The organism is Nonomuraea sp. NPDC050536, assembly GCF_044457685.1.
GTDB lineage: Bacteria > Actinomycetota > Actinomycetes > Streptosporangiales > Streptosporangiaceae > Nonomuraea.
This window is the reverse complement of the sequence record NZ_JBITHD010000001.1, coordinates 1,215,558-1,236,472: the sequence shown is the minus strand read 5'-3', so window position 1 is coordinate 1,236,472 and position 20,915 is coordinate 1,215,558. Positions and strand designations below refer to the sequence as shown.

Below are 20,915 nucleotides of genomic sequence, written 5' to 3'. Positions count from 1 at the left end.
AGCAACCAAAGTCCAGTGAGCGGCAGAGGCTGTCAATTTGCAGATGACGGAATACCCCTCACCCCGTTTTCCGCGTTACCGAATTATTTCGGATAATGGATCACCAGGGCGACCGTGGGCTCGTCGGGCGACAGCATCATCGCCAGACGCAGCGTCTGCACGCCGAGCCGCGGGTGGTGGAACCTGCGCATGCGGCTGCGGTGCTCCTGCACGTCGTGCTCGCGCCAGAGCCTGGAGAAGACCGGGCTGATTTTCGAGAATTCGGCGATCTTGGCCTTCATGCGCTCGTCGCGCGGCCATTTGGCGCACTCAGAACGCCAGCGGGCGACGATGTCGCGGATGTCGTTCTCCCAGTCGGGCAGGCGCTCCCTGGCCACCGGCGAGACCAGCATCCAGCGCAGCATGTTGCGCTGCTCCTGCGGCCAGGCGCTCCAGTCGTCATACCATTCCTCGCTGGCGTTGTTCCAGGCGATCAGGTCGCAGTAGACGTCGGTGGCGTAGACGGGGTAGTCGTTCTCGTCCATCAGCGACACCAGCCGCGACATCACGCCCATGGGCGGATCGGCCTCGCCCAGCGGATGCGGGTTGGCCACCTGGCCGTGCGCCAGGGTGTGCATGTAGCGGCGCTCGTCCTCGCTCAGGTCGAGCACGCGGGCCAGGCTGTCGAGCACCTGCACCGAGGGGTGGATGTCGCGCCCCTGCTCGAGGTAGGTGTACCAGGTCGGGCTGAGGCCTGCCAGCACGGCCACCTCCTCGCGCCGCAACCCCTCGGTACGGCGCCGCGAACCGGCGGGGAAACCCACCTGGTCGGGCCGTACTCTGGCTCGCCGGCTCTTCAGGAACCTCGCGAGCTCTTGACGACTCCACTCGTCGCCTGACACAGGGCGCCCCCGCTTAACCTCCAACTGCACGCACAAGAACCGTTCAAGTCCGACCTGATTCTAGGTCGATCGCCGCTCCGGGGAACCCTCAGAAACACAGAATTTTCCTCCGATTACCGATTGCGTCACATCGCCATTGACCGGGGGCCGTGTGTCCCAAAGCATGTATTCGCCCTTCCATAACGACCGACAATCGGCTGGAGGCGCCGTGGAGTGGCATTTTGTAGGCAGAACCCAGTTACTCGAAACGATTCGACGCGCGCTCCGCGCCCCCGTCACCGGCCCGCTGGTGATCGTCGGGGAGCGCGGCAGCGGCCGCACCTCCCTGGTCGAACGCCTGATCGAATCCCCCGAGGTGGCCCGCTACCAGATCGTCCGCATCCGCCCCGGCGACACACCAGCCGACATCGCCGCCCGGGCGGGCGGCGGGCCCGAGGCGCTGATCGTGGTGGACGACGCCCACCTGTGCGACCACGCAAGCCTGCTGGCGCTGCGCGAGCTGGGCCGACGCGAGGGCGCGGCGATCGTGGCCACCACGCTGGCGGGCACGCCCGACCGGCGGCCCGACCCGACCGACTGCCTGCGCTTCGAGCCGGGCGCGCGCACCCTGGTGCTGCAGCCGCTGACCGTGGAGGAGGTGGCCACGCTGCTGTCTGAGATCGCCGGGGGCCACGTCAGGCAGGCCACGGCCGCCGCGCTGCACTCGGCCTCCAGGGGGAACGCCGCCCTGCTGCACGACCTGCTGGTCGGGTGCGGGCTGGTGGACAGGCTGACGCGCGGCGCGGGCGGCTGGGAGCTGCGCCAGGTGCCCCGCTGGCGGGCCAGACAGCGCAGGCAGGGCACGCGCCACCTGGTGGAGGCGACCTGGGAGGCCTGGCGGGGCCGCGCCTTCGACCGGGCCTTCGAGCTGTGCAAGGCGGCCGCGTGGTGCGGGGAGGAGCAACTGGTCGCGGTGCCGATGGCGCACCTGCTCCTGCTGCGCGGGCGGCCTCTGGAGTGCCTGCGCTTCCTGGACTCCCTGGGCACCGGCGCGGTGGAGACCACACCGCACCTGGCGCTGGCGCGAGCGCTCGCCCTGGCCAGCGGGCTGGGCGAGCCGCAGGCGGCGGCCGACTTCCTGCTGCGGGCGGCGCTGGCCGGCGGTGTCACCCGGCCGCAGCCGCTCTACCTGGCCTACCGGGCCTGGATCACGGCGCTGACCGGGCTGAGCACGACCGAGCCCGGCGCGATCGACCGCGACGACCGGGAGACCGCGCTGTTCGTGCACGCGGCGCAGGCGATGGCCGCGCTGCGGCTGCGCTCCGAGCACGCGGTGTTCCACCTTCGGCGGGCGCTGGCCCTGGTCGGCGGCGGCACGGACGCGGGCCCGCCGTGGCTGTCGCCGCACCTGACGGCGTGCCTGATCGACGCGCTGCTGCTGGCGGGCCGCGCCAGCGAGGCGACGCTGCTCGCCGCCAACTTCCACGCCGCCGAGCCCGCCTCGGGCTGGGAGGTCGTGTCAGTGCTCGCTGCTTGACCAGGGTTCCCGTACGGCAAGGCCGGCCTGCCGCCAGTCGCCGTACGGGGCCGGCCCCTGTCCAGGGAGACGCTCCTCCGGCGATGCGCGGCCGGCCGCCGTTACAACGCTGTGTGTGCCGGGCTCGGGGTGCGGCGGAGGGCGAGGGTCGTGATGTCGTCCGACTGCTCGGCGGTTCCCGCGAAGAGACGGACCGATCCGTCTACCGAGTCCAGGAGGGTCTCGGTGTGCGGGGGCGGGCCGTTCAGCAGGGCTCGCAGGCGGGGCATGCCGTACAGGCCATGGTCGGGGTTGCGGGCCTCCACGACGCCGTCGGTGTAGGTGAACAGGGCGTCGCCGGGGGCGAGATGGACGTGGCCGAGGGTGTAGGAGCTGTCGGACAGGATGCCGACCGCCGGGCCCGTGGGCGGCAGCAGCGACTGGCCGCCATCGGAACGCAGCACCACGGGCGGGTTGTGGCCCCCGTTGATGTAGAGCAGGTCGCCGGACTGCGGATCCAGCACCCCGAAGAACATGGTCGCGAAATATCCCTGCTTGAGATGGTTGCGGGCCATGTACTGGTTGGTCCCGACGACCGCCTGGATGAGCGGGCCCGCGCCCAGCGACAGCAACGGCAGCACCACGTCGTTGGAGGAGCCGTTGTTGACGGCGACGGCCAGGTCGTCGCTGACCATCTGCCCCAGCCCCGTGTGCTCGGCCGTGTGCCGGAGCAGGGTCCTGATCAGCGCCATGAACAGCGCCGCGCCGACCCCCTTGTCGCACACGTCGGCCACCACGAACGCCAGCCGCCGCCCGTTGACGATGGTGAAGATGTCGTAGAAGTCCCCGCCCACCTGCCGGGCGGGGCGGAAGCGGGCACCGATCTCCCAGCCGTGCAGCGTGGGCATCGACTCGGGCAGGAAGCCGGCCTGGATCTCGCGGGCGATGCTCAGCTCCCGCTCGTACTCGCGCAGGCTGGCCAGCTCGGCCATCTCCTCCACGGTCGTGCTCAGCTGCCAGCGCTCCCAGCAGGAGTTCACCCGGCTGCGCAGCAAGCTCGGCAGGAACGGCCTCAGGACGTAGTCGAACCCGCCGCGCACGCACTCCTCCAGCGCGGCCAGGTCGCCGTCGCAGAAGGCCACGATCGTGGGCGCGCCGCCGTCGGCCAGGAAGCGCTGGCTGACCAGCGCCAGCCGCTGCAGCCCCAGGGAGGCCGACACCAGCAGCAGGTCGGGCCGCGCCTCCGGCGCGAGGCGCAGCGGCAGGTCGGCCGGCTCGGCGTGCCGTACGACGAATCCCTCCTCGCGCAGCGCTCCGTCCAGCTCCGCCACCGCCTCGGACCTCGCGACCTCGTACTCAGCTACCACCAGGGCATTCGGCATTCGTGCCTCCCCGCCGCATGATCAACGTGTTCCTGTTGCGCCCTCCGACGAACTCGTAGCCGAACTCGTCGACCTTGGTGATCGCCAGCATCAGCCCGTAGCCGCCTTCCTCCCTGTGCAGGGGAGGTACGGCCAGCCGCGGCGCCGGGTCGTACCCGGTCGGATCGAACGGCGGGGCGTCGTCCTCGATCCACAGCCGGAGCCGGTCCTGCTCGATCTCGGCGGCGATGTCCACCACTCCCCCGCGGCCGCCGTAGCCGTGGTGGGCGATGTTCGTGGTGATCTCGTCGGTGGCCAGCCTCAGCCAGTACGCCTGCCGGGACGTGAGTCCGGCCTCGTCGGCCAGCGCCGCCACGAAGTCGGCCACCACCCCTGGCAGGGAGGTGTTCGCGCCGTCAACCCTGAGCCGGCAGGCGAGCATCATTGCATCACGATGCTGCGATCGAAACCCGTCATGCGGATGGTCTCGGCGACCTCCGGTGTGGTGCCGACCAGGGTGATCTCCGAGTCGCGCGGGAGCTTCTGATGGGCGAAGATCAGGCAGCGCACCCCCGCGGACGACATGTAGGTCAGCTCGTCGAGCAGCAGTACCAGCTTGGCCACCTGCTTGCCGACGGCCTGGACGACGAGGTCGTTGAGCTCGGGGGCAGAGCGCCCGTCCAGCTCACCGATCAGGCGGAGTGTGGCGGTGTCCCCATCGACGTTCATCTTCACGTTGAAGCTCATGACTGTTCCCTTTCGTGCGTGACCAGGACGAGCACGCTGCGCGGGCCGATCTCCACCCGGCCCTGGTCGGCCAGGGGAGGCTCGGTGCCGGGCTCGTGCGCGTCCATCGGCGGCGCGGCCCCGGTGTCGGCGAACAGGTGCCAGGCCAGGCCGCGGGGTGGTGCGGGCAGGTCGAGCGTGTGCTCTTCCCAGTGGGTGTTGGCGGCGAAGTAGACGCAGTCGTCCCCTCCGCCGTCGAACATCACGGCGAGCAGGCGGCAGTGCGGGGACCAGTCGGGGGCCCAGGCGTGCACGCCGTGCCAGCTGACGCCGCCGGGCGCGCCGCGGCGCAGGACCGGGTGGGCGCGGCGGAAGGCGATGGCCCGCCGGACGAAGCGGATCAGGGGGGCGTTGGCGGCGGCCAGGTCCCAGTCGAACCAGGTCAGCGGGCCGTCGTGACAGTAGGCGTTGTTGTTGCCGTGCTGGGTGCGTCCCGCCTCGTCGCCGGCGAGGATCATCGGGACGCCCCAGCTGGACAGCAGGATGAGCAGGGCGTTGCGCACCTGGCGGGCGCGGGTGGCCAGCACGGCCGGGTCGTCGGTCTCGCCCTCGTGGCCGCAGTTCCACGAGCGGTTGTCGCTGTCGCCGTCGCGGTTGTGCTCGCCGTTGGCCTCGTTGTGCTTGTGGTCGTAGGAGACCAGGTCGCGCAAGGTGAAACCGTCGTGGCAGGTGACGAAGTTGACGGTGGCGGCGGTGCCGCGGCGGGCGTACATGTCGGGCGAGCCGAGCATGCGAGTGGCCAGTTCGCCGGTGACGCCGAGGTCGCCCTTGAGGAAGCGGCGCACGGTGTCGCGGTAGCGGCCGTTCCACTCCGACCAGCGGCAGTAGTCGGGGAAGGCGCCCACCTGGTAGAGGCCGGCCGCGTCCCAGGCCTCGGCGATGAGCTTGCAGTCGCGCAGCACCGGGTCGTAGGCCAGCGACTCGAGCAGCGGCGGGTTGTGCAGCAGTTCCCCGCCGGCGCCCCGGCCCAGGATGGCGGCCAGGTCGAAGCGGAACCCGTCGACGTGGAACTCCGAGGCCCAGTAGCGCAGGCAGTCGAGCACGAAGCCGCGCACCACCGGGTGGTTGCAGTTGAGCGTGTTGCCGGTGCCGCTGAAGTTGTAGTAGTGCCCGTCGGGGGTGAGCATGTAGTAGGTGGCGTTGTCCAGGCCCTTGAAGCTGATCGACGGGCCGCGCTCGTCGCCCTCGCCCGTGTGGTTGAACACCACGTCGAGCAGCACCTCGATGCCGGCCTTGTGCAGCTCCTTGACCAGGTGCTTGAACTCGTCGACCTGCATGTGGTGGCGCCCGGTGGCCGCGTAGGAGGCCTTGGGCGAGAAGAAGGCCAGCGGGCTGTAGCCCCAGTAGTTCTGCCCGGTGTTGATGTTGTCGGTCTCGTCGAACTCGAACACCGGCATGAGCTCGACGCAGTTGACGCCGAGCTCGACCAGGTAGGGGATCTTGTCCACCAGGCCCGCGTAGGTGCCCGGCGCCGGCACGTCCGCCCCGGCGGTGAAGCCGCGCACGTGCAGCTCGTAGATCACCAGGTCCTCGTGCCGGATGCGGGGCGGGCGGTCGTCCTCCCAGTCGAAGTCGTCCAGCGGCACCCGGGATCGGTGGCGGTGCTCGCCGTACCCGGTGGACAGCCGGGCGTAGGGGTCGGCGAGCACGTTGGCAGGGTGGAACGGCGGGCCGGGGCCGTCGGCGCGGTAGCCGTACTCGACGCTCTCGGGGTCGAGGCCGAAGACGGTCATCGACCACACGCCGCCGATCTTGAACGAGTCGGGGAACGGCAGCTCGGCCATCGGCTCGGCCGCGCCGTCCTTGTAGAGGACGAGCGTCATCCCGGTGGCGTGGTTGGAGAACACCGAGAAGTTGATGCCGCCGGGCACCCGCGTCGCGCCGAACGGCAGTGACCGTCCGGCGCGGACGGGGAACCCGGCGATCCGCTGCGTCGGGTAGGCGTCGATGGGCTCAAGCACCGTCATACGGACAACGCCTCCACGCCTTCCTCGATCGACCCCACCACGGTGAAGAAGCCGAGGAATCCCGTCGCGTCCATGATCTCGCGCACGTCGGGCGGCAGCCCGGTCAGCGCCAGCCGGGCGGCGCTGTGCTGCGCCTGCCGGTAGATCAGCAGCAGCACCCGCAGCCCCGCGCTGGACATGTAGGTCGTGCGGCTCAGGTCCAGCACGACGACGCCCTCATCGGGGAACAGCGCCTGCAGCTCCTGCTGGACCCGCGGCGCGGTCTCGCTGTCCAGCCGCCCGTCCATCGTGATGACGGTGATGCCGCCGCGCAGCTGCTTGCGTACGTCCATGTCCGCTCACTCCTCCACCGGCGCCAGGTGCGCCCGCACCGTCACGGGCGCCGCGGAGTCGGGCAGCTTGATCGTCATCGCGGCCGCGTCGAACAGCTGGTACGGCGTGCCGTCGATCTCCACCCACTCCAGCCGGACCCGCCCCGGGGGCAGCGCGTCGGGCGCGACCCGCAGGACCCGGTCGGTGAACCCGTCGGGCCGCGGCTTGAAGTGCAGGGTCAGCGGCTTCCTGTCGAGCAGCAGCCGCTGGTAGACCGTGGCCAGGAAGCACAGCTCGGCGGCGTGGCACATGCTCATCGAGTGGCTGCCCTTGAAGCGCTCGGTGCCGAGCAGGTAGGGGTGGCCGTCGGCGAGCACGTTGAAGTAGACGCCGCCCTCGTCGTGGTCGAGGAAGAAGGCGTTGTAGAAGGACGCCGACTCCCTGGCCCTGCGCAGGAAGGCAGGGTCGCCGGTGTTGCCGGCCAGGATCTGGTAGGCCAGGATCGCCTGCTCCTGCTGCCACCAGGCCTTGCGGTCATGCCAGGTGAAGCGGTGGATGCGCTGGCCGGGGGCGAGCTTGCGCTCGACCACGTCGTACCAGCCGCCGCGCTGCGGGTCGCTGCCGAAGGCGGGCATCTTCTGCCCGATCTGGGCGGCCAGCTCGCGGTAGCGGTCCTTGGGCCTGATCGACATCATCCGCATCAGGTTCCAGGCGATCTTCAGGTTGTGCCCCACGACCGCGCGGTCCTGCTGCCAGTGCCAGCTGGTGTCCGGCGTCCAGTCGGCGTGGAAGCGCTCCTGGACGTAGGGGCTGTCGCCGCGCGGCATGTGCTTGACGATCAGGTCGAACGTCTCCTCCAGCATGTCGGCGTGGCGCTCCTCGCCGGTGGCCAGGAAGAGGTTGATCAGGTAGGCGGGGGCGTGGTCGCCGACGGAGTTCCAGTTCTTCCTCGACTGGTTGGGGCCGAGCGACTCGTGGTTGGGATCGAGCAGGATCGGGTCGATGTGGCTGTAGTAGCCGCCCCTGTCGGGGTCGCGGAAGAACTTCTGGAACAGCCGCAGCGTGCCGTCGACGTCGGAGGCGATGCGCGGGTCGCCGGTCAGGCGGTACAGCTGGGTGGGCCCGGCCAGCGCGTAGATCTGCTCGTACATCGGGATGGCGTCGTAGTCGTCGCCGAACTCCGAGGTGAACAGCTTGTGCTCGATGCCGTCGCGGATGTCGATGCCGTGGTACCAGTACACGACGTCCTCGTCGCGGTCCACGAAGCGCATGTGCTCGCGCAGGTAGGCGGTGCCCTGCTCGGCCACCTCCAGGAAGTCCTCGTCGCCGGTGAGCATGTAGGCGCTGGACATGCCGTAGATCAGCCGGGAGATCGTGTCGGTCTCCTGGGTGAACTGGTCGATCTTGTCGCCGCCCAGGCGCAGCATGGTCCGGTAGGCGGCGTAGTCGATCGGCCCGTCGGGGCCGAACTGGGCCCTGCGGTAGAACTTGCCCAGCTCGCGGATCTGCTTGACCCACCAGTCGGGCTGCTCGAAGGTGTACTCGCCCGGGTGCCGGCCCAGGAAGGTGAGCGCCTTGGCCTCGATGGTGTACTCGTCGTGCTCGGGATAGAAGATGCCGTGCGCGAACAGGTAGCTGCCCGGGGTGAGCAGCTGGTCCAGGTGCCCTGAGGCGTCGATGTACGGCTCGGACAGGTTGCGCACGAACTCGGCCGACATGGTGGGCGTCAGCCGTACCCGCACCTTCCTGTCGTCGTTGGTGCGCAGGTCGATCGTCTGCCCGTCGAAGGCCGTGACGTAGCCGGCGACCAGATCGGAGAAGGTGAAGTCGGGCCGGTACCCGGTCAGGACGGTGCTGTGCTCGGCCGCGAGCAGGTCGATGATCATGCGGGCGAACACGTGGCAGTGGTCGGCGGTGCGCGCGGTGACCAGGTCGCGGTCCACCACGACGTCCTGGTCGGTGTAGAGCGCCCCCATGTTGCGCACGTCGCCGACGAGGTTGTTGTGGCAGGTCACCCGGCGCCCCTCGACGACCTCCGGGATCGGCGAGACGAGCCAGAGCCCGTGGCAGATGACGCCCTTGAGGATGCGCGGGTCGGCGAAGGCGTCCTTCAGCAGCCGCACCGCGGGCGGGAGCTGGTTGACGTCCTCGGTGTAGCGCAGCCGGTCGGAGACCATGCCCGAGGGCACGATCAGCGCGTCGATCCTGCCGAGATCGACGCTCTCCAGGTCGCCCGCCACGGTGAACGGCTGCCGGTATTCGTGCCCGTGGAAGGTCAGGGAACTCTCGCCCCACAGCCGGGTGACGAACTCCACCCGGGCGCCCTCCTCGATGAAGCGACGCTGGTAGTAGTGCAGCTCGGGCTCGACGAAGTCGCTTTCCATCAGGATCGCGATCGTGCGCCCCGCCAGTCGCTGGTCACTCACGATGACACCTCTCACGTCGTCACGAGATCGACGAGGAACGGCCCGGGCTCGGCCAGCATGCGCCCGACGGCCGACTCCACCTTGGCGGGCTTGTCGACCTTGACGGCTGGAACCCCGAGGCTCCTGGCCAGCCGGACGAAGTCGATCTCGGGATGAGACAGGTCGAAGCCCTCGGGGTGCGGGTGCGCCTCGACGCCACGCTCCCGCCAGTACTGCTCCAGGTTGTCGTCCAGCAGCTGGTAGCGGCGGTTGTCGCAGATCACGAACCGGGCGGCCACGCCGTACCTGACGGCGGTCCACAGCGCCTGGATGGTGTACATGCTGCCGCCGTCGCCGGTGAAGGCGACCACCTCGGCTTCGGGGCGGGCCAGCTTGACGCCGATGCCGCCGGGGATGCCGACGCCGAGCGAGCCGCCCCTGGTGGCGAAGTAGCCGCCGGGGGTGCGTCCTGGCAGGTGCCTGGTCAGCGCCGGCGAGGCGGTCAGCGCCTCGTCGAAGACGACCAGCCCGTCGGGAGCGCGGCGCGCCAGCTCGGCGCAGAACAGGTCCATCATCGAGTCGCCGTGGTCCTCCACCGGCCTGTCCGCCAACGGCCTGCCCGAGGGCTTCAGCCGCGCGGCCAGCGCGGCCAGCGTGGGCTTGGGGTCGGCCACCAGCGCGACGTCGACGGGGAAGTTCTTGGCGATCTCGTAGTCGTCCAGGTCGATGTGGACCACCCTGGCCCCGGGCCTGAAGGGGCTGGTCAGCAGCGGGAAGACCTCGGGGAAGACGTAGGTGCCGACGATCAGCACGGCGTCGGCATCCTTGATCATCTCCGCGCTGTGCTCGCCGAACATGTGCCCCAGTTGCCCTTGGTAGAGCGGATGGGTGGCGTCGATGTTGACCTCGGAGTTGTCGACCCCCCACACCGGCGCGCCCAGCGCCTCGGCCACCCGGGTCAGCTCGTCCTGCGCGCCGGAGACCGACACCCCGTCGCCCATCAGGATGACGGGGTTCTCGGCCGCCGCCAGCGCCGCCGCCGCGCGGTCCAGGTCCTCCGCGACGGGCACCGTCGACCGCCGCGGGATGGTGCTGGGCACGGCCGGCTCGTCGGTCAGCTCGTCGAGCACGTCCATCGGCAGCGCCACGAACACGGGGCCGCGCGGCGGCGTCATCGCCAGCTTGACCGCGCGGCGCAGCACCCGCAGCACCGACCCCGGGTGGGTGACCCTGGTGGCGTACTTGGTCACCGGCCGCGCCATCGCGACCAGGTCGGCGGCCATCTGCCCGTCCATCGCCTCGTAGCGCACCCCGGCCTCGCCGGCGATCACCACGAGCGGCGAATGGCCGCGCTTGGCCTGGTAGAGCATGCCGATGCCGTTGCCGAGGCCGACGCCGCTGTGCAGCTGGACCAGCGCGGGTCCGGCGGTGGCGCGGGCGTAGCCGTCGGCGATGCCGACCGCGACCGACTCCTGCAGCGCCAGCACGTACCCCATGGCCGGCGTGTCCTCCAGGACGTCCAGGAAGCCCTGCTCGACGGTTCCCGGGTTGCCGAACATGAGCGTGATGCCGTCGGCCGCGAACTGCTCGAAGATCGCGTTCTTGGCGGGGCGGGCGGCCATGGTCACCAGCCGTAACGGCGCAGGCCGGACTCGAGGACCTCGACCAGCTTCTCACCTGACAGGAACGAGTCAGGAGTGGAGCGGCCGGTGACGAACGGGTAGTCCACGATCACCGAGGTCTCCTTGCCCACGTTGCCGTGGTAGCGCCCGTCGGGACCGGTGGCGTCGCGCAGGATGTACTCCAGCGGGTACGGCGGCGGGCCCATGTTGAAGTCGACGCCCAGGAAGCCGGTGCCGTCCTTGTAGTCGTACTCCTTGCAGTGGCCGGTGACGTGCTTGCCCCACAGGATGCTCTTGCGGTCTTCCCAGTCGCGGGCGAAGGCCAGGCAGGCGATGCCGTAGCACTCGGCCAGGATGGGCTTGCCGGCCCGCAGGAAGTTCAGGATCAGGTCGTGCACGCGGCCGTTGTTGGCCAGGTCGACGATCGGCCCGCTGCCGCCCACGATGACCAGCGCGTCGTATTCGGCGATGTCCAGGCGTTCGACCTCACGGTAGTAGGCCTCGACCTTTCTCAGATATCCGTCGGCGCTGTTGTAAGGACGCTCGGGAATCCACTCGGCCAGGCTGATCGGATTGTCCAGCCTGTTGGACTCGTCCAGCCGCCTGGCCGCCACCGCGACTTCAGGCGTGGTCACGGAGCGGCCGAGCGGGGGATCGATGTAGCCGGGATCCAGGCTCGGCGGCAGGGCATGCGGTCGCTTGCCCGTAGGGGTGGCGAACACGCTCCGGTAGTCCCTCTTGTCGAAGGCCGCGAGCGGTCCGACCAGCTCTTCTCCCCAATATCCGAACTCGGAGAGGACAAAAAGAATGGTGCGTGGCATGTAAAGAATTCAAACAAGGTGCCGTATTCAACGACAAGGCCGCCGGGGCCATTGCGTCAAGTCGATAATTGTCCGCGGCACTTCGTCAGGTGACTGACAGAGCGAGTGGAATTCCATGTCAGAATTCAGTCATGTCCGACGTCGTGCCGGTCCACGGGCAGGCGCACGGTGAAGCGCGCGCCCTCGGGCCCCGAGGTGACCTCGATCGTGCCGCCGTGCCGCTGGGCCACGATGTCCCTGCTGACGTGCAACCCGAGCCCGGTGCCCTTGCCGACGTCCTTGGTGCTGAAGAACGGCTGGAACACCAGCGGCAGCACCTCGTCGGAGATGCCGGGCCCGCTGTCGCGGAACTCCACCAGCGCGTGGTCCCCCTCCAGACGGGTGGTGATCGTCAGCTCGCCGCTGCCGCCCATGGCGTCCACGGCGTTGTCGATGAGGTTCGTCCAGACCTGGTGGAGCTCGCCGGGGAACACCTTCATGTACGGCAGGCCGCCGAAGTCCCGGTGCACGCGCACGTCACGCAGCCGCGGCGCCATCAGCGCCAGCGTGGCCTCCAGCCCCTCGCGCAGGTCGACGTCCTGCTCGGGGGCGCGGTCCAGGTTGGTGTAGGTGGCGATGCGGCGCACCAGCTCGACGACGCGCTGCCCGGCCTCGGCGGCCTCCTCGGCCAGCGCCCGGGTCCGCAGCGCGCACGCCAGGTGCGCCAGCGCGGCCTTCAGCGCCTCGGGACGGACGCCGGCGGCCAGTTCGTCCAGCAGCGCCTTGTCCGCCCCCCGCTCGGCCAGCACCTCATCCAGATCGTCCGGCAGCCCTCCGGCCTCGCGCGCATCCGGCCCGGCCGCGTCCTGGCCCTGGCCGGTCTCGTCGAGGTCCTGGTCGGCCAGCCAGTCGGCCACCTCGTCCACGGCGTCGGCGGCGGCCAGGGGATCCAGGGGGCGCCGGGTGGACAGCCTGTCCTGGACGGCCTCGATCAGGCGGCACTCGGCGTCGGTGGCCAGGCGGCCCCAGGTTCTGGCGGCGGCGGCCAGCCCCGGCACGCCCGCCCGCAGGTCGCCGGCCGCGCGCAGCGCCGCGGCGGCCGGGTTGTTGAGCTCGTGCGCCAGCCCGGCCGCCACCCGGCCCAGTCCCTGGAGCATGCGGCTGCGCCCGGCCTGCCGTTCCATCGCGTTGATGCGGCCGGCCAGCACGGGCAGCAGCACCCTGCTCACCTGCGGGCAGCGTTCCAGCAGGTCGAAGAAGGCCGCCCGGTCGTAGACCATGACCTGCGCCGATCCGACGGCCAGCGCGGTCGCCAGGTACTCGCCGCCGGTCAGCAGCGGCAGCTCGCCGGTGAAGCTGTGCTCGAGCCGCTCCCCCGCGTGCCTGGCCAGCACCTCCTGGCGCCCGTCGAGCAGCTTGGTGATCACGATCTCGCCGCGGAAGAGCACGAAGAAGCCGTCGGCCTGCGCACCCTCGCGGAACAGCGGCTCGCCGTCGCCCAGCTCGCGCAGGGTGCCGGCGTCGGCGAGCCAGCCGAGCTGCTCGGGCGTCAGGTCGGCGAACAGCTCCATCCCGCGCAGCCGGTCGGTTACCCATGGGGGCACAGACACAGGTCCTCCGCGCTTTCTCCCTCGAGCCTGCGCAGCAGGCGGTAGGCGTGGGCCACGGATACGAGCGTGACATGGTGATGCCAACCCTGGAAGGAGCGGCCCTCGAAGTGCTGCAGGCCCGACTCCCCCGCCGCGCCCAGCTCGGCCAGCGCCCTGTTGCGCAGGCCCACCAGTCCCGCCAGGTCGGGCACCCGGTTGCGGCCCAGGTCGGTCAGCCAGATCGGCCGGGTGCCGGTCCTGACGGCGCCCGGCTGCCAGTGCTCGCGCGACCGCGCCGCCCCGTCGTGCCGCCCGTCGGCCGCGTGCCGCTCGGGTGCGCGGGTGGGGCGTGCCGGGCCGTGCTCCGGGGTGTGGGGCAGGCCCGGGCGCCCCGCGCCTCGTGCCGCGGCGTCATGCGGCCGTGGCGTACCCGGGCCGTAGGGGCCTCTCATCGCGGGGCGCAGGCCGCGGCCCTGGAGCGCGTAGAGGCGGGGCCTGATCGGCTCGAGCAGCGGGCGCGCGGGCAGGCCCGGCGCCATCGCGGGCAGCGCGTTCTGGGCGACGCGCACCAGGTACGGCAGGCCGCGCTCGGCCAGGCCGGCGATGAGGTGCTCGACCCCGGGCGTGGAACGGGCGTCCACCACGATGGGCGCGGGCGGCAGGCCCCAGTCGATCACCATCTCGTCGATGGCGTCGAGCAGGTGCCGCCAGCGGGGCCTGCAGCGTTCCTGGGTCGGGACGCGGGTCCTGCTGCGCAGCCCGTCGTCGTCGTCCCAGGAGCGCGGCAGCATGAGCCGCCAGTTGACCGGGCATCCCCCGTCCTCGCCGACCAGGACGACGGCCAGCCCGAGCTGGCAGTTGATGACCCGCCCGGCGGAGTTGACGAACTGCCGCTCGACCCCGACGGACTTGGAGCCGTTCTTGGGGAAGACCACCTCCTCCAGCACCCAGGCCTTGGGCCTGATGGCCTGGACGAGGAGCTGGGCGAGGCGTTGGCGTACCGGGCCCCAGTCCCACGGGCTCTGGTTGACGAACTGCTGCAGGCACTGGTCGACGGGCCGCCCGACGACGTGGTCGGAGATCCGGCGGATGGACTTGCGGCCTGGTACCGAGACCAGGCCCTGGACGTAGACCTCGCCCCATCGGCGCTGGTCGGAGCGGAGGAAGGAGCCGAACAGGTCTTCGCAGTAAGGCGTGAGCCAGGTTCCGTCAGCATACAAGTCCGCGAGAATCGCCATAACGCCGCCCCTATATATCCGGAAATATCCAATTTCTAAGTATTCGAATTACCGGGGAGGATGACAGGAGGCGTTTATCGTGGCACCGTCACTTCTATCTATGACGTCCAGGTGAACAGGCAGCGAGCAGCCGCCCCCCGAATACCGGGGAGCGGCTGCCGCGTATTCGATTCATCCGGTGATTAGCTCAGCGGCCCTTTCGGCGATCATCATGATCGTGGTGTGCGGGTGCGCGCTGACCAGCGAGGGCATGATCGAGCCGTCGGCCACGCGCAGCCCCTCCACGCCGCGCACGCGCAGCTGCGGGTCGACGACGGCGTGCGCGTCGGTGCCCATCCGGCACGAGCCTGCGAAGTGGTAGTAGGAGCCGGTGTTGGCCTTGACCCAGGCGCGCAGCTCGTCCCTGGTGGCCACCTCGGGCCCGGGCGCGACCTCGGCGAGCTTCCACTCCTCCGCGAAGGCCCTGGTGCGGTAGATGTCCCTGGCGATCTCCACGGCAGTGACCGTGCGTTCGAGGTCGACGGGATCGTCGAAGTAGCCGGCGTTGATGCGCGGGTAGGCCACCGGGTCCGTGCTTGCCAGCCGTACCGAACCTCTGGAGACGGGGCGGACGAGGCCCGTCAGGCTGAGGATCACGTGCGGGTCGACCAGTTCGGTGACGTCGGCGACGGGCTGGCCCGTCTGGACGCGGCGGATCACGTTGGCGAAGAACTTCTCGCCGAACGGCGCCCGGTGCACCAGGCAGATCTCCAGGTCGGGCACGGGCAGGCCCGGCTCGGAGCCGCAGAACAGCGCGACCTCCGTGACGTTGCCGCGCGGATCCTCGCCCGGCCGGTCCAGGTAGCCGATCGGTCCGATGACCAGCGGATGGTCGTGGAAGTTGGCGCCCACGCCGGGCAGGTCGGCCTGCACGCGGATGCCGAACTCGCTCAGCTGCTCCGGCGCCCCGAGCCCCGACAGCAGCAGCAGCTTGGGCGACTGGATCGCGCCCGCGCATACGACGACCTCGCCTTCGGCCCGCGCGGTGCGCGTCCGGCCGTCCTTGCGGTACTCCACGCCCACGCAGCGGTCGCCCTCGAACAGCAGCCGCGTCGCGGGCGCCCCGTCCAGGGCGGTGAGGTTCGGGCGCACCAGGACGGGATCGAGGTAGGCCTCGCGGGCGCCGTGGCGAAGCCCGTCCTTGATGTTGACGTGGTGCCACCCGGCGCCGAACAGCCCGGCGTTGAAGTCGTCCAGCCGGGGATGGCCCAGCTCGACGCAGGCGTCGATGAACGTCCGCGACACCGGGTTGCCCGTGTCGGCCGCGTCGACGACCGTCAGCGGGCCGCCCTTGCCGCCCAGCGGGTTGTGCCCGTCCTGCTGGTCCTCCAGCCTCTGCAGGTACGGCAGGACGTCACGGAAGGCCCATCCCGGGCAGCCGTGGTAGGCCCAGTCGTCGTAGTCCTGGGGGCGGCCCCAGGTGTGCATCATGTGGTAGACGTTCGAGGTGCCGCCGAGGCCGCGCCCGGCGGCCGAGTAGACCTGGCTGCCGCCCAGCCCGGGTTGCGGCTCGCTCATGTAGGCCCAGTCCAGCTCGGTGAGCAGCACCTCGTTCCACCGGTGCGGCGTCCTGACCGCGTCGGTGACCTTGGCGTCGCCCGCCTCGAGCAGGAGCACGGTGGCGTCGGGATCCTCGCTGAGCCGGGCGGCCAGCACGGACCCCGCGGCGCCCGCGCCGATGACGATGTAGCGGTAGGTGTCGGCCACGGCCTGCTCCTTCACGCGATCAGATCCGCCGCGCGCTCCCCGATCATCGTGGTGGCGGCGGCGGTGTTGCCTGCGGGGATGGTCGGCATGATCGAGGCGTCGGCCACGCGCAGCCGCTCGATGCCGTGCACGCGCAGCTCGGGATCGACGACCGCCATCAGGTCGCGGCCCATCCGGCAGGTGCCCACCGGGTGCCAGACCGTGGTCGCGGAGGCCCGCACGTACGCGCGCAGGTCGGCGCTGCGGCCGGGCGCGCTCTCGCGGTCACGGAACGGCGACAGCGCGGCGGTGTGCGCCAGCTCCCTGGACAGGTCGATCCCGCGCACGAGCGTCTCCAGGTCCGCCTCGTTCTCCAGGTAGCGGGGATCGACGCGCGGCAGGTCGGCGGGATCGGCGGAGCGCAGCGTGAGGGTTCCCCTGCTGCGCGGCCGTACCAGCACGGGGGCGAAGGTGAAGACGGGACCGTCGATGCGATAGGCGTCCTCGACGAACTGCACGGGGCCGAACAGCAGCTGCAGGTCGGGGTCGGCGGGCGGGAACAGGCCCGCCTCGGCCAGCAGCTCGGGCAGCGGCATGTCGACCGAGGCCGCGTAGGCGACGCCGAGGATCAGGTGGTCGTGCAGGTTCGCGCCCACCCCCGGCAGGTCGTCGACGACCTCGATGCCCAGGTCGCGCAGGTGCTCCTCGGGGCCGATGCCCGACAGCATGAGCAGCTTCGGGGTGGCCAGCGCGCCGCCGGACAGGATCACCTCGGCGCTCGCCTCTGCGCGGTGCGTCCGGCCGTTCCTGACGTACTCCACGCCGGTCGCCGTCGAGCCGTCCAGCAGCACCCGGGTGGCGCGGGCGCCCGTCTCCACGGTCAGCCTGGGGTGGCCGATCAGCGGCTCCAGGTAGGCGGCCGAGTTGCTGGACCGCTCGTTGTCCTTGGTCCTGGTCGACTGGTAGGAGAACGCGCCCTCCTGCCGGTAGCCGTTGTAGTCCCAGTCGTCGCCGCCGGGGAAGCCCAGCTCGAGCGCCGCCTGGATGAACGCCTTCGACACCGCCGACGGGCTGGCCACGCGCGAGACCTTGAGCGGTCCGCCGGCGCCGCGGAAGTGGTCGGCGCCGTCCTCGTAGTCCTCGGCGCGCTTGAAGCACGGCAGCACCTCGTCGTACGACCAGCCCTCGTTGCCCAGTTCGGCCCAGTGGTCGTAGTCGCGCCGGTTGCCCCTGACGTACAGCATCGCGTTGACCGACGTGCCGCCGCCGAGCACCCTGCCCTGCGGCAGCGCGATGGACCGCCCGCCCAGCCCCGGCTGCGGCTCGGTCACGTGCGTCCAGGTGACGTCGGGGTCGCCCCACAGGGAGACCATGGACGGGATGTCGGTGCGCCTGATGGCCTCCCTGTCGGCGGGGCCGCCCGCCTCGAGCAGCAGGACCGTGGCCTGGGTGCGTTCGATCAGCCGGGCGGCCACCACCGCGCCGGCCGCGCCGGCGCCGACGACCACATAGTCGTAGCCGGGCATCAGCGGGCCTCCGGTCCGATGACCCAGTGCTCGGTCACGACCATCCGGTGGATGTAGCGGGGTTCGACGAAGGCGTGCAGGTCCTCCTGCGCCTTGGCGAACTCGGCCGAGGCCAGCGCCGCCGCCAGCGCCTCGCGGTCGTCGAACCAGAGCTGGAAGGCGGCGTCGAGCACCGCCTCGCCGATGCCGTAGTAGCCGTCGCGGGTGTGGCACTGCAGGTAACGGCGCAGTCCCGGCACCCTTCTGACCAGCTCGGCGTGCGTGTCGAGGCTACGTGCGCGGAAGTCCGCCAGCGGCAGGCCCTCCTTCCGCTTGACCAGCACGATCAGCTTCACGCCCCCGGCGTCCTCGGGGCCCTCGACCAGCTCGTGGGCGTCGGTGTCGAGCACCACCGTGCGCCAGAACGCCGCCCAGGTCGGCTCGTCGCGGCGGGCGCCCTCCAGGAACTCCGGCGTCTGCAGGGACTCCAGCTGCTCCTGCTCGTTGCGCAGCCAGATCTCGGCCACGCCGCTCCACAGGGGCTCACCTTCGTCCTCGAAGAACGGGATCCTGGTGTCGATGAGGTATCTCCTGATCTGCGGAATCTTGCTCGCGTACGTGATGGCGTGCACGTTCAGCCAGTACTGCTGGAACTCCCGCTCGGTCATTCCCGGCCTCGGTGCCGCGAAGATGAGTTGATGGATCACCGCATACCTCCGTCACAGCCGGCGTGGACTCCGACGCTAGGAGCGCGTGATCTGCCCGAGAAGCGTGCGCGGCAGTCGCACGCGGACAAAGTCAAGTCGGCGCGGCTACTTGGCCATGTCTCGTTCCTGAAGAAAGATCGCGCGGATTCACAGGAAGTCCGTAGGATTCCTTCAGACAACCGAGAAAGGCGGCGTGATGGCCGAGGACGAGCGCGCTCCGGCGGGGATCGACCCCACCGTGCCGAGCGTGGCCCGCATGTACGACTACTACCTCGGCGGGAAGGACAACTTCGCCTCGGACCGGGAAGCGGCCCAGAAGATCATCGAGCTGGTGCCGAGCATCACGGACATCGCCAAGGACAACAGGGAGTTCCTGATCCGCGTCGTCCGCACCCTGGCCGCCAACGGGATCCGGCAGTTCGTCGACATCGGCACCGGGCTTCCGACGCAGCAGAACGTGCACCAGGTGGCACTGGACGCGGCGCCCGACGCGCGGATCGTCTACGTGGACAAAGACCCGATCGTGCTCGTCCACGCCCGGGCGCTGCTGATGGACAACCCCCGCACGATCGTCATCAACGCGGACATGCGCGATCCGAAGGGGATCGTCGAGCATCCCGAGCTGCGCTCGCACATCGACTTCAGCCGGCCCGTGGCGATGCTGCTCTTCGCGATCCTGCACTTCGTGCCCGACCAGGACGAGGCCGCCTCGATCGTCACCGCGCTGCGGGGGCCGCTCGCCTCCGGCAGCTACCTGGCCCTCTCCCACAGCTACGCGGGAAGCCTCACCCAGGACACGATCCAGCGGGGCCAGTCGGTCTACCGCACGGCCACGCCTGGCTCGATCACACCCCGCACCCAGGACCAGGTCGGCTCGCTCTTCGCAGGCCTCACGATGGAGCCGCCGGGCGTCGTGCCCGTGCAGGCGTGGCGCCCGGACTGGCACGACGTCCGGCCCGACTTCACCCTCCCTGGCCTCCTCGGCGGCGTCGCCCGAGTTCCCTGACGTTCCACGGGCGGTTGGTGGCACCACTGTCTGGCGCGCGTTCCTCGGCGCCCGTCACCCGATGGTGAGATCACCGGCTTGCCTGTGCGTGCCTGCTTCACATCGCGGTCAGACCTTCCGCCCCGGCTGTCGCTCTGCCCGTCGTCAACGAGCTGCGGGGTCTCGTCGCGGCATGCCGTACATGCGGCTTCTGAGACGCGGGCGGCGAGGGGGATGGACCGAAAAATATCCCGGGCGGTGGCGTCCGATGCGCACGCGTCGGCGAGGGCACCACCGCCCGGGCCCGGGGGGCCATTGGCCGAAGGACCGGATAACGGCGCAGATTGTTATCCGCCCCCCACGAGGCGTTCGACCTACCTATATCCTGCCTTGTGGCGATTGCATGTTCAAGTGCAGATGCAATTGCAGAAGCACCCATTGCGCCATAATTACCGCGACTTGGGGCGCGGACCGAGCACAATGGTCTGCGTGAGTACAGCGCCAGCGCACCGGATGAACGAAGCCAACGGCGGACCCACGGTGGTCCGCATTCTCCTCGGCGGCCACCTGCGACGCCTGCGCGAGGCGCGCGGCCTCACCCGGGACGCCGCCGGGCACGTGATCCGGGCATCCGAATCCAAGATGTGCCGGCTGGAGCTCGGCCGCGTCGGCTTCAAGGCACGCGACGTCTCCGATCTGCTGACCTTGTACGGCGTGAGCGACGAGGAACGCGCGTCCCTGCTCGAGATGACCCGCGAGGCCAACGCGCCCGGCTGGTGGCAGCACTACAGCCCGGTGCTGCCGACCTGGGGCGAGGCCTTCGTGGCGCTGGAGGAGGCGGCCAGCGTCATCCGCGCCTTCGAGATCCAGTTCCTGCCGCCGCTGCTGCAGACGGACGACTACGCCCGCAATCTCCTGGCACTCCAGCATCCCGACTCGCCCGACGCCGAAACGTCCCAGCGGGTCTCCCTGCGCGCCCGGCGCCGTCAACTGCTCGACCAGCCCTACGGTCCCCAGCTGTGGGCGGTGATCGACGAGGCGGCCCTGCGCCGTCCGATCGGTGGCGCAGAGGTCATGCGGGCCCAGATCGACCATCTTATCCAGACGGCGGAGACGTACCAGCACATCACGATCCAGGTGCTGCCTTATTCCAAGGCCAGCCATGTGACGTGCCCCGGCTTCACCCTGCTGCGCTTCGCCGAGCGGGACCTTCCCGACGTGATCTATCTCGAGCACCTCACGGGCGCGCTCTACCTGGACAAGCCCGATGAGGTTCAGGCTTACCGCGTGGCGATGGACCAGCTCACGATCTACGCCCTGACGCCCGCCGACAGCCTCGCCTTCCTCCACTCCCTCTGACCACCCCGCCCTCGGGCTCCCTGCCCCCACGCCCCCGCTGTACAGGGCGCCGACCCCGCCGAAACGCCGACCCGGCGCCTTGGAGACCTGCGATAGCTCACGGTGACGTGCATCTGCAGCGACGTCTTGGACGCCCTGGGTGCCGCCGGGTCGCGTCGTGGGGGCGGCGTTTGCGTTT

Annotated in this window: 17 protein-coding genes; 3 read left to right on the top strand and 14 right to left on the bottom strand. The window is 70.3% G+C overall.

Annotation, left to right across the window (positions count from 1 at the left end; genetic code table 11):
- Window positions 1-83: 83 nt before the first annotated feature.
- Window positions 84-881, bottom strand: a complete 798-nt coding sequence (locus ACIBHX_RS06005; protein ID WP_397064654.1) for a helix-turn-helix transcriptional regulator — start codon at window positions 879-881, stop codon at window positions 84-86.
- A 289-nt stretch (window positions 882-1,170) separates the two neighbouring features.
- Here ACIBHX_RS06005 and ACIBHX_RS06000 point away from each other — a divergent pair, with 289 nt between their 5' ends.
- Complete coding sequence (locus ACIBHX_RS06000) at window positions 1,171-2,397, top strand: hypothetical protein (RefSeq protein ID WP_397064652.1); 1,227 nt, start codon at window positions 1,171-1,173, stop codon at window positions 2,395-2,397.
- A 101-nt stretch (window positions 2,398-2,498) separates the two neighbouring features.
- Here ACIBHX_RS06000 and ACIBHX_RS05995 read toward each other — a convergent pair whose 3' ends face one another.
- From ACIBHX_RS05995 to ACIBHX_RS05935, 13 genes are all read right to left on the bottom strand, one after another.
- On the bottom strand, window positions 2,499-3,758 hold the full coding sequence (locus ACIBHX_RS05995; RefSeq protein ID WP_397064650.1) for a PP2C family protein-serine/threonine phosphatase: 1,260 nt from the start codon (window positions 3,756-3,758) through the stop codon (window positions 2,499-2,501).
- Window positions 3,733-4,182, bottom strand: a complete 450-nt coding sequence (locus tag ACIBHX_RS05990) for an ATP-binding protein (protein WP_397064649.1) — start codon at window positions 4,180-4,182, stop codon at window positions 3,733-3,735. Before ACIBHX_RS05990 ends, ACIBHX_RS05995 begins: the two co-directional genes overlap by 26 nt.
- Window positions 4,179-4,484 (bottom strand): anti-sigma factor antagonist, encoded by a 306-nt coding sequence (locus tag ACIBHX_RS05985; protein WP_397064647.1) that lies wholly within the window; start codon window positions 4,482-4,484, stop codon window positions 4,179-4,181. Before ACIBHX_RS05985 ends, ACIBHX_RS05990 begins: the two co-directional genes overlap by 4 nt.
- Window positions 4,481-6,490: a glycogen debranching protein gene (locus tag ACIBHX_RS05980; protein ID WP_397064646.1), complete on the bottom strand. Its 2,010-nt coding sequence runs from the start codon at window positions 6,488-6,490 to the stop codon at window positions 4,481-4,483. Before ACIBHX_RS05980 ends, ACIBHX_RS05985 begins: the two co-directional genes overlap by 4 nt.
- Window positions 6,487-6,822: an STAS domain-containing protein gene (locus ACIBHX_RS05975; protein WP_397064645.1), complete on the bottom strand. Its 336-nt coding sequence runs from the start codon at window positions 6,820-6,822 to the stop codon at window positions 6,487-6,489. Before ACIBHX_RS05975 ends, ACIBHX_RS05980 begins: the two co-directional genes overlap by 4 nt.
- A 6-nt stretch (window positions 6,823-6,828) precedes the next feature.
- Complete coding sequence (locus ACIBHX_RS05970; RefSeq protein ID WP_397064643.1) at window positions 6,829-9,228, bottom strand: AGE family epimerase/isomerase; 2,400 nt, start codon at window positions 9,226-9,228, stop codon at window positions 6,829-6,831.
- 11 nt (window positions 9,229-9,239) lie between these two features.
- Window positions 9,240-10,829, bottom strand: a complete 1,590-nt coding sequence (locus ACIBHX_RS05965) for a thiamine pyrophosphate-binding protein (protein ID WP_397064641.1) — start codon at window positions 10,827-10,829, stop codon at window positions 9,240-9,242.
- A gap of 2 nt (window positions 10,830-10,831) precedes the next feature.
- Window positions 10,832-11,650: a type 1 glutamine amidotransferase domain-containing protein gene (locus ACIBHX_RS05960; RefSeq protein ID WP_397064640.1), complete on the bottom strand. Its 819-nt coding sequence runs from the start codon at window positions 11,648-11,650 to the stop codon at window positions 10,832-10,834.
- A 125-nt stretch (window positions 11,651-11,775) separates the two neighbouring features.
- Entirely contained in the window at window positions 11,776-13,233 is a 1,458-nt protein-coding gene (locus tag ACIBHX_RS05955; RefSeq protein ID WP_397064639.1) for an ATP-binding protein, read from the bottom strand.
- Window positions 13,218-14,438 (bottom strand): IS701 family transposase, encoded by a 1,221-nt coding sequence (locus ACIBHX_RS05950; RefSeq protein WP_397064637.1) that lies wholly within the window; start codon window positions 14,436-14,438, stop codon window positions 13,218-13,220. The genes ACIBHX_RS05955 and ACIBHX_RS05950 overlap by 16 nt, the downstream gene beginning before the upstream one ends.
- A gap of 189 nt (window positions 14,439-14,627) precedes the next feature.
- Entirely contained in the window at window positions 14,628-16,202 is a 1,575-nt protein-coding gene (locus ACIBHX_RS05945; RefSeq protein ID WP_397064636.1) for a GMC family oxidoreductase, read from the bottom strand.
- A gap of 11 nt (window positions 16,203-16,213) precedes the next feature.
- Window positions 16,214-17,707 (bottom strand): GMC family oxidoreductase, encoded by a 1,494-nt coding sequence (locus ACIBHX_RS05940; protein WP_397064634.1) that lies wholly within the window; start codon window positions 17,705-17,707, stop codon window positions 16,214-16,216.
- A complete protein-coding gene (locus tag ACIBHX_RS05935) occupies window positions 17,707-18,393 on the bottom strand; it encodes an EthD family reductase (RefSeq protein WP_397064632.1) in 687 nt (228 codons plus the stop codon). Before ACIBHX_RS05935 ends, ACIBHX_RS05940 begins: the two co-directional genes overlap by 1 nt.
- Before the next feature lie 196 nt (window positions 18,394-18,589).
- On the opposite strand from ACIBHX_RS05935, the gene ACIBHX_RS05930 reads away from it, so the two are divergent.
- Both ACIBHX_RS05930 and ACIBHX_RS05925 read left to right on the top strand, forming a co-directional pair.
- Window positions 18,590-19,399 (top strand): SAM-dependent methyltransferase, encoded by an 810-nt coding sequence (locus ACIBHX_RS05930; RefSeq protein WP_397064630.1) that lies wholly within the window; start codon window positions 18,590-18,592, stop codon window positions 19,397-19,399.
- 468 nt (window positions 19,400-19,867) lie between these two features.
- A complete protein-coding gene (locus ACIBHX_RS05925; RefSeq protein WP_397064628.1) occupies window positions 19,868-20,737 on the top strand; it encodes a helix-turn-helix domain-containing protein in 870 nt (289 codons plus the stop codon).
- Window positions 20,738-20,915: the final 178 nt, after the last annotated feature.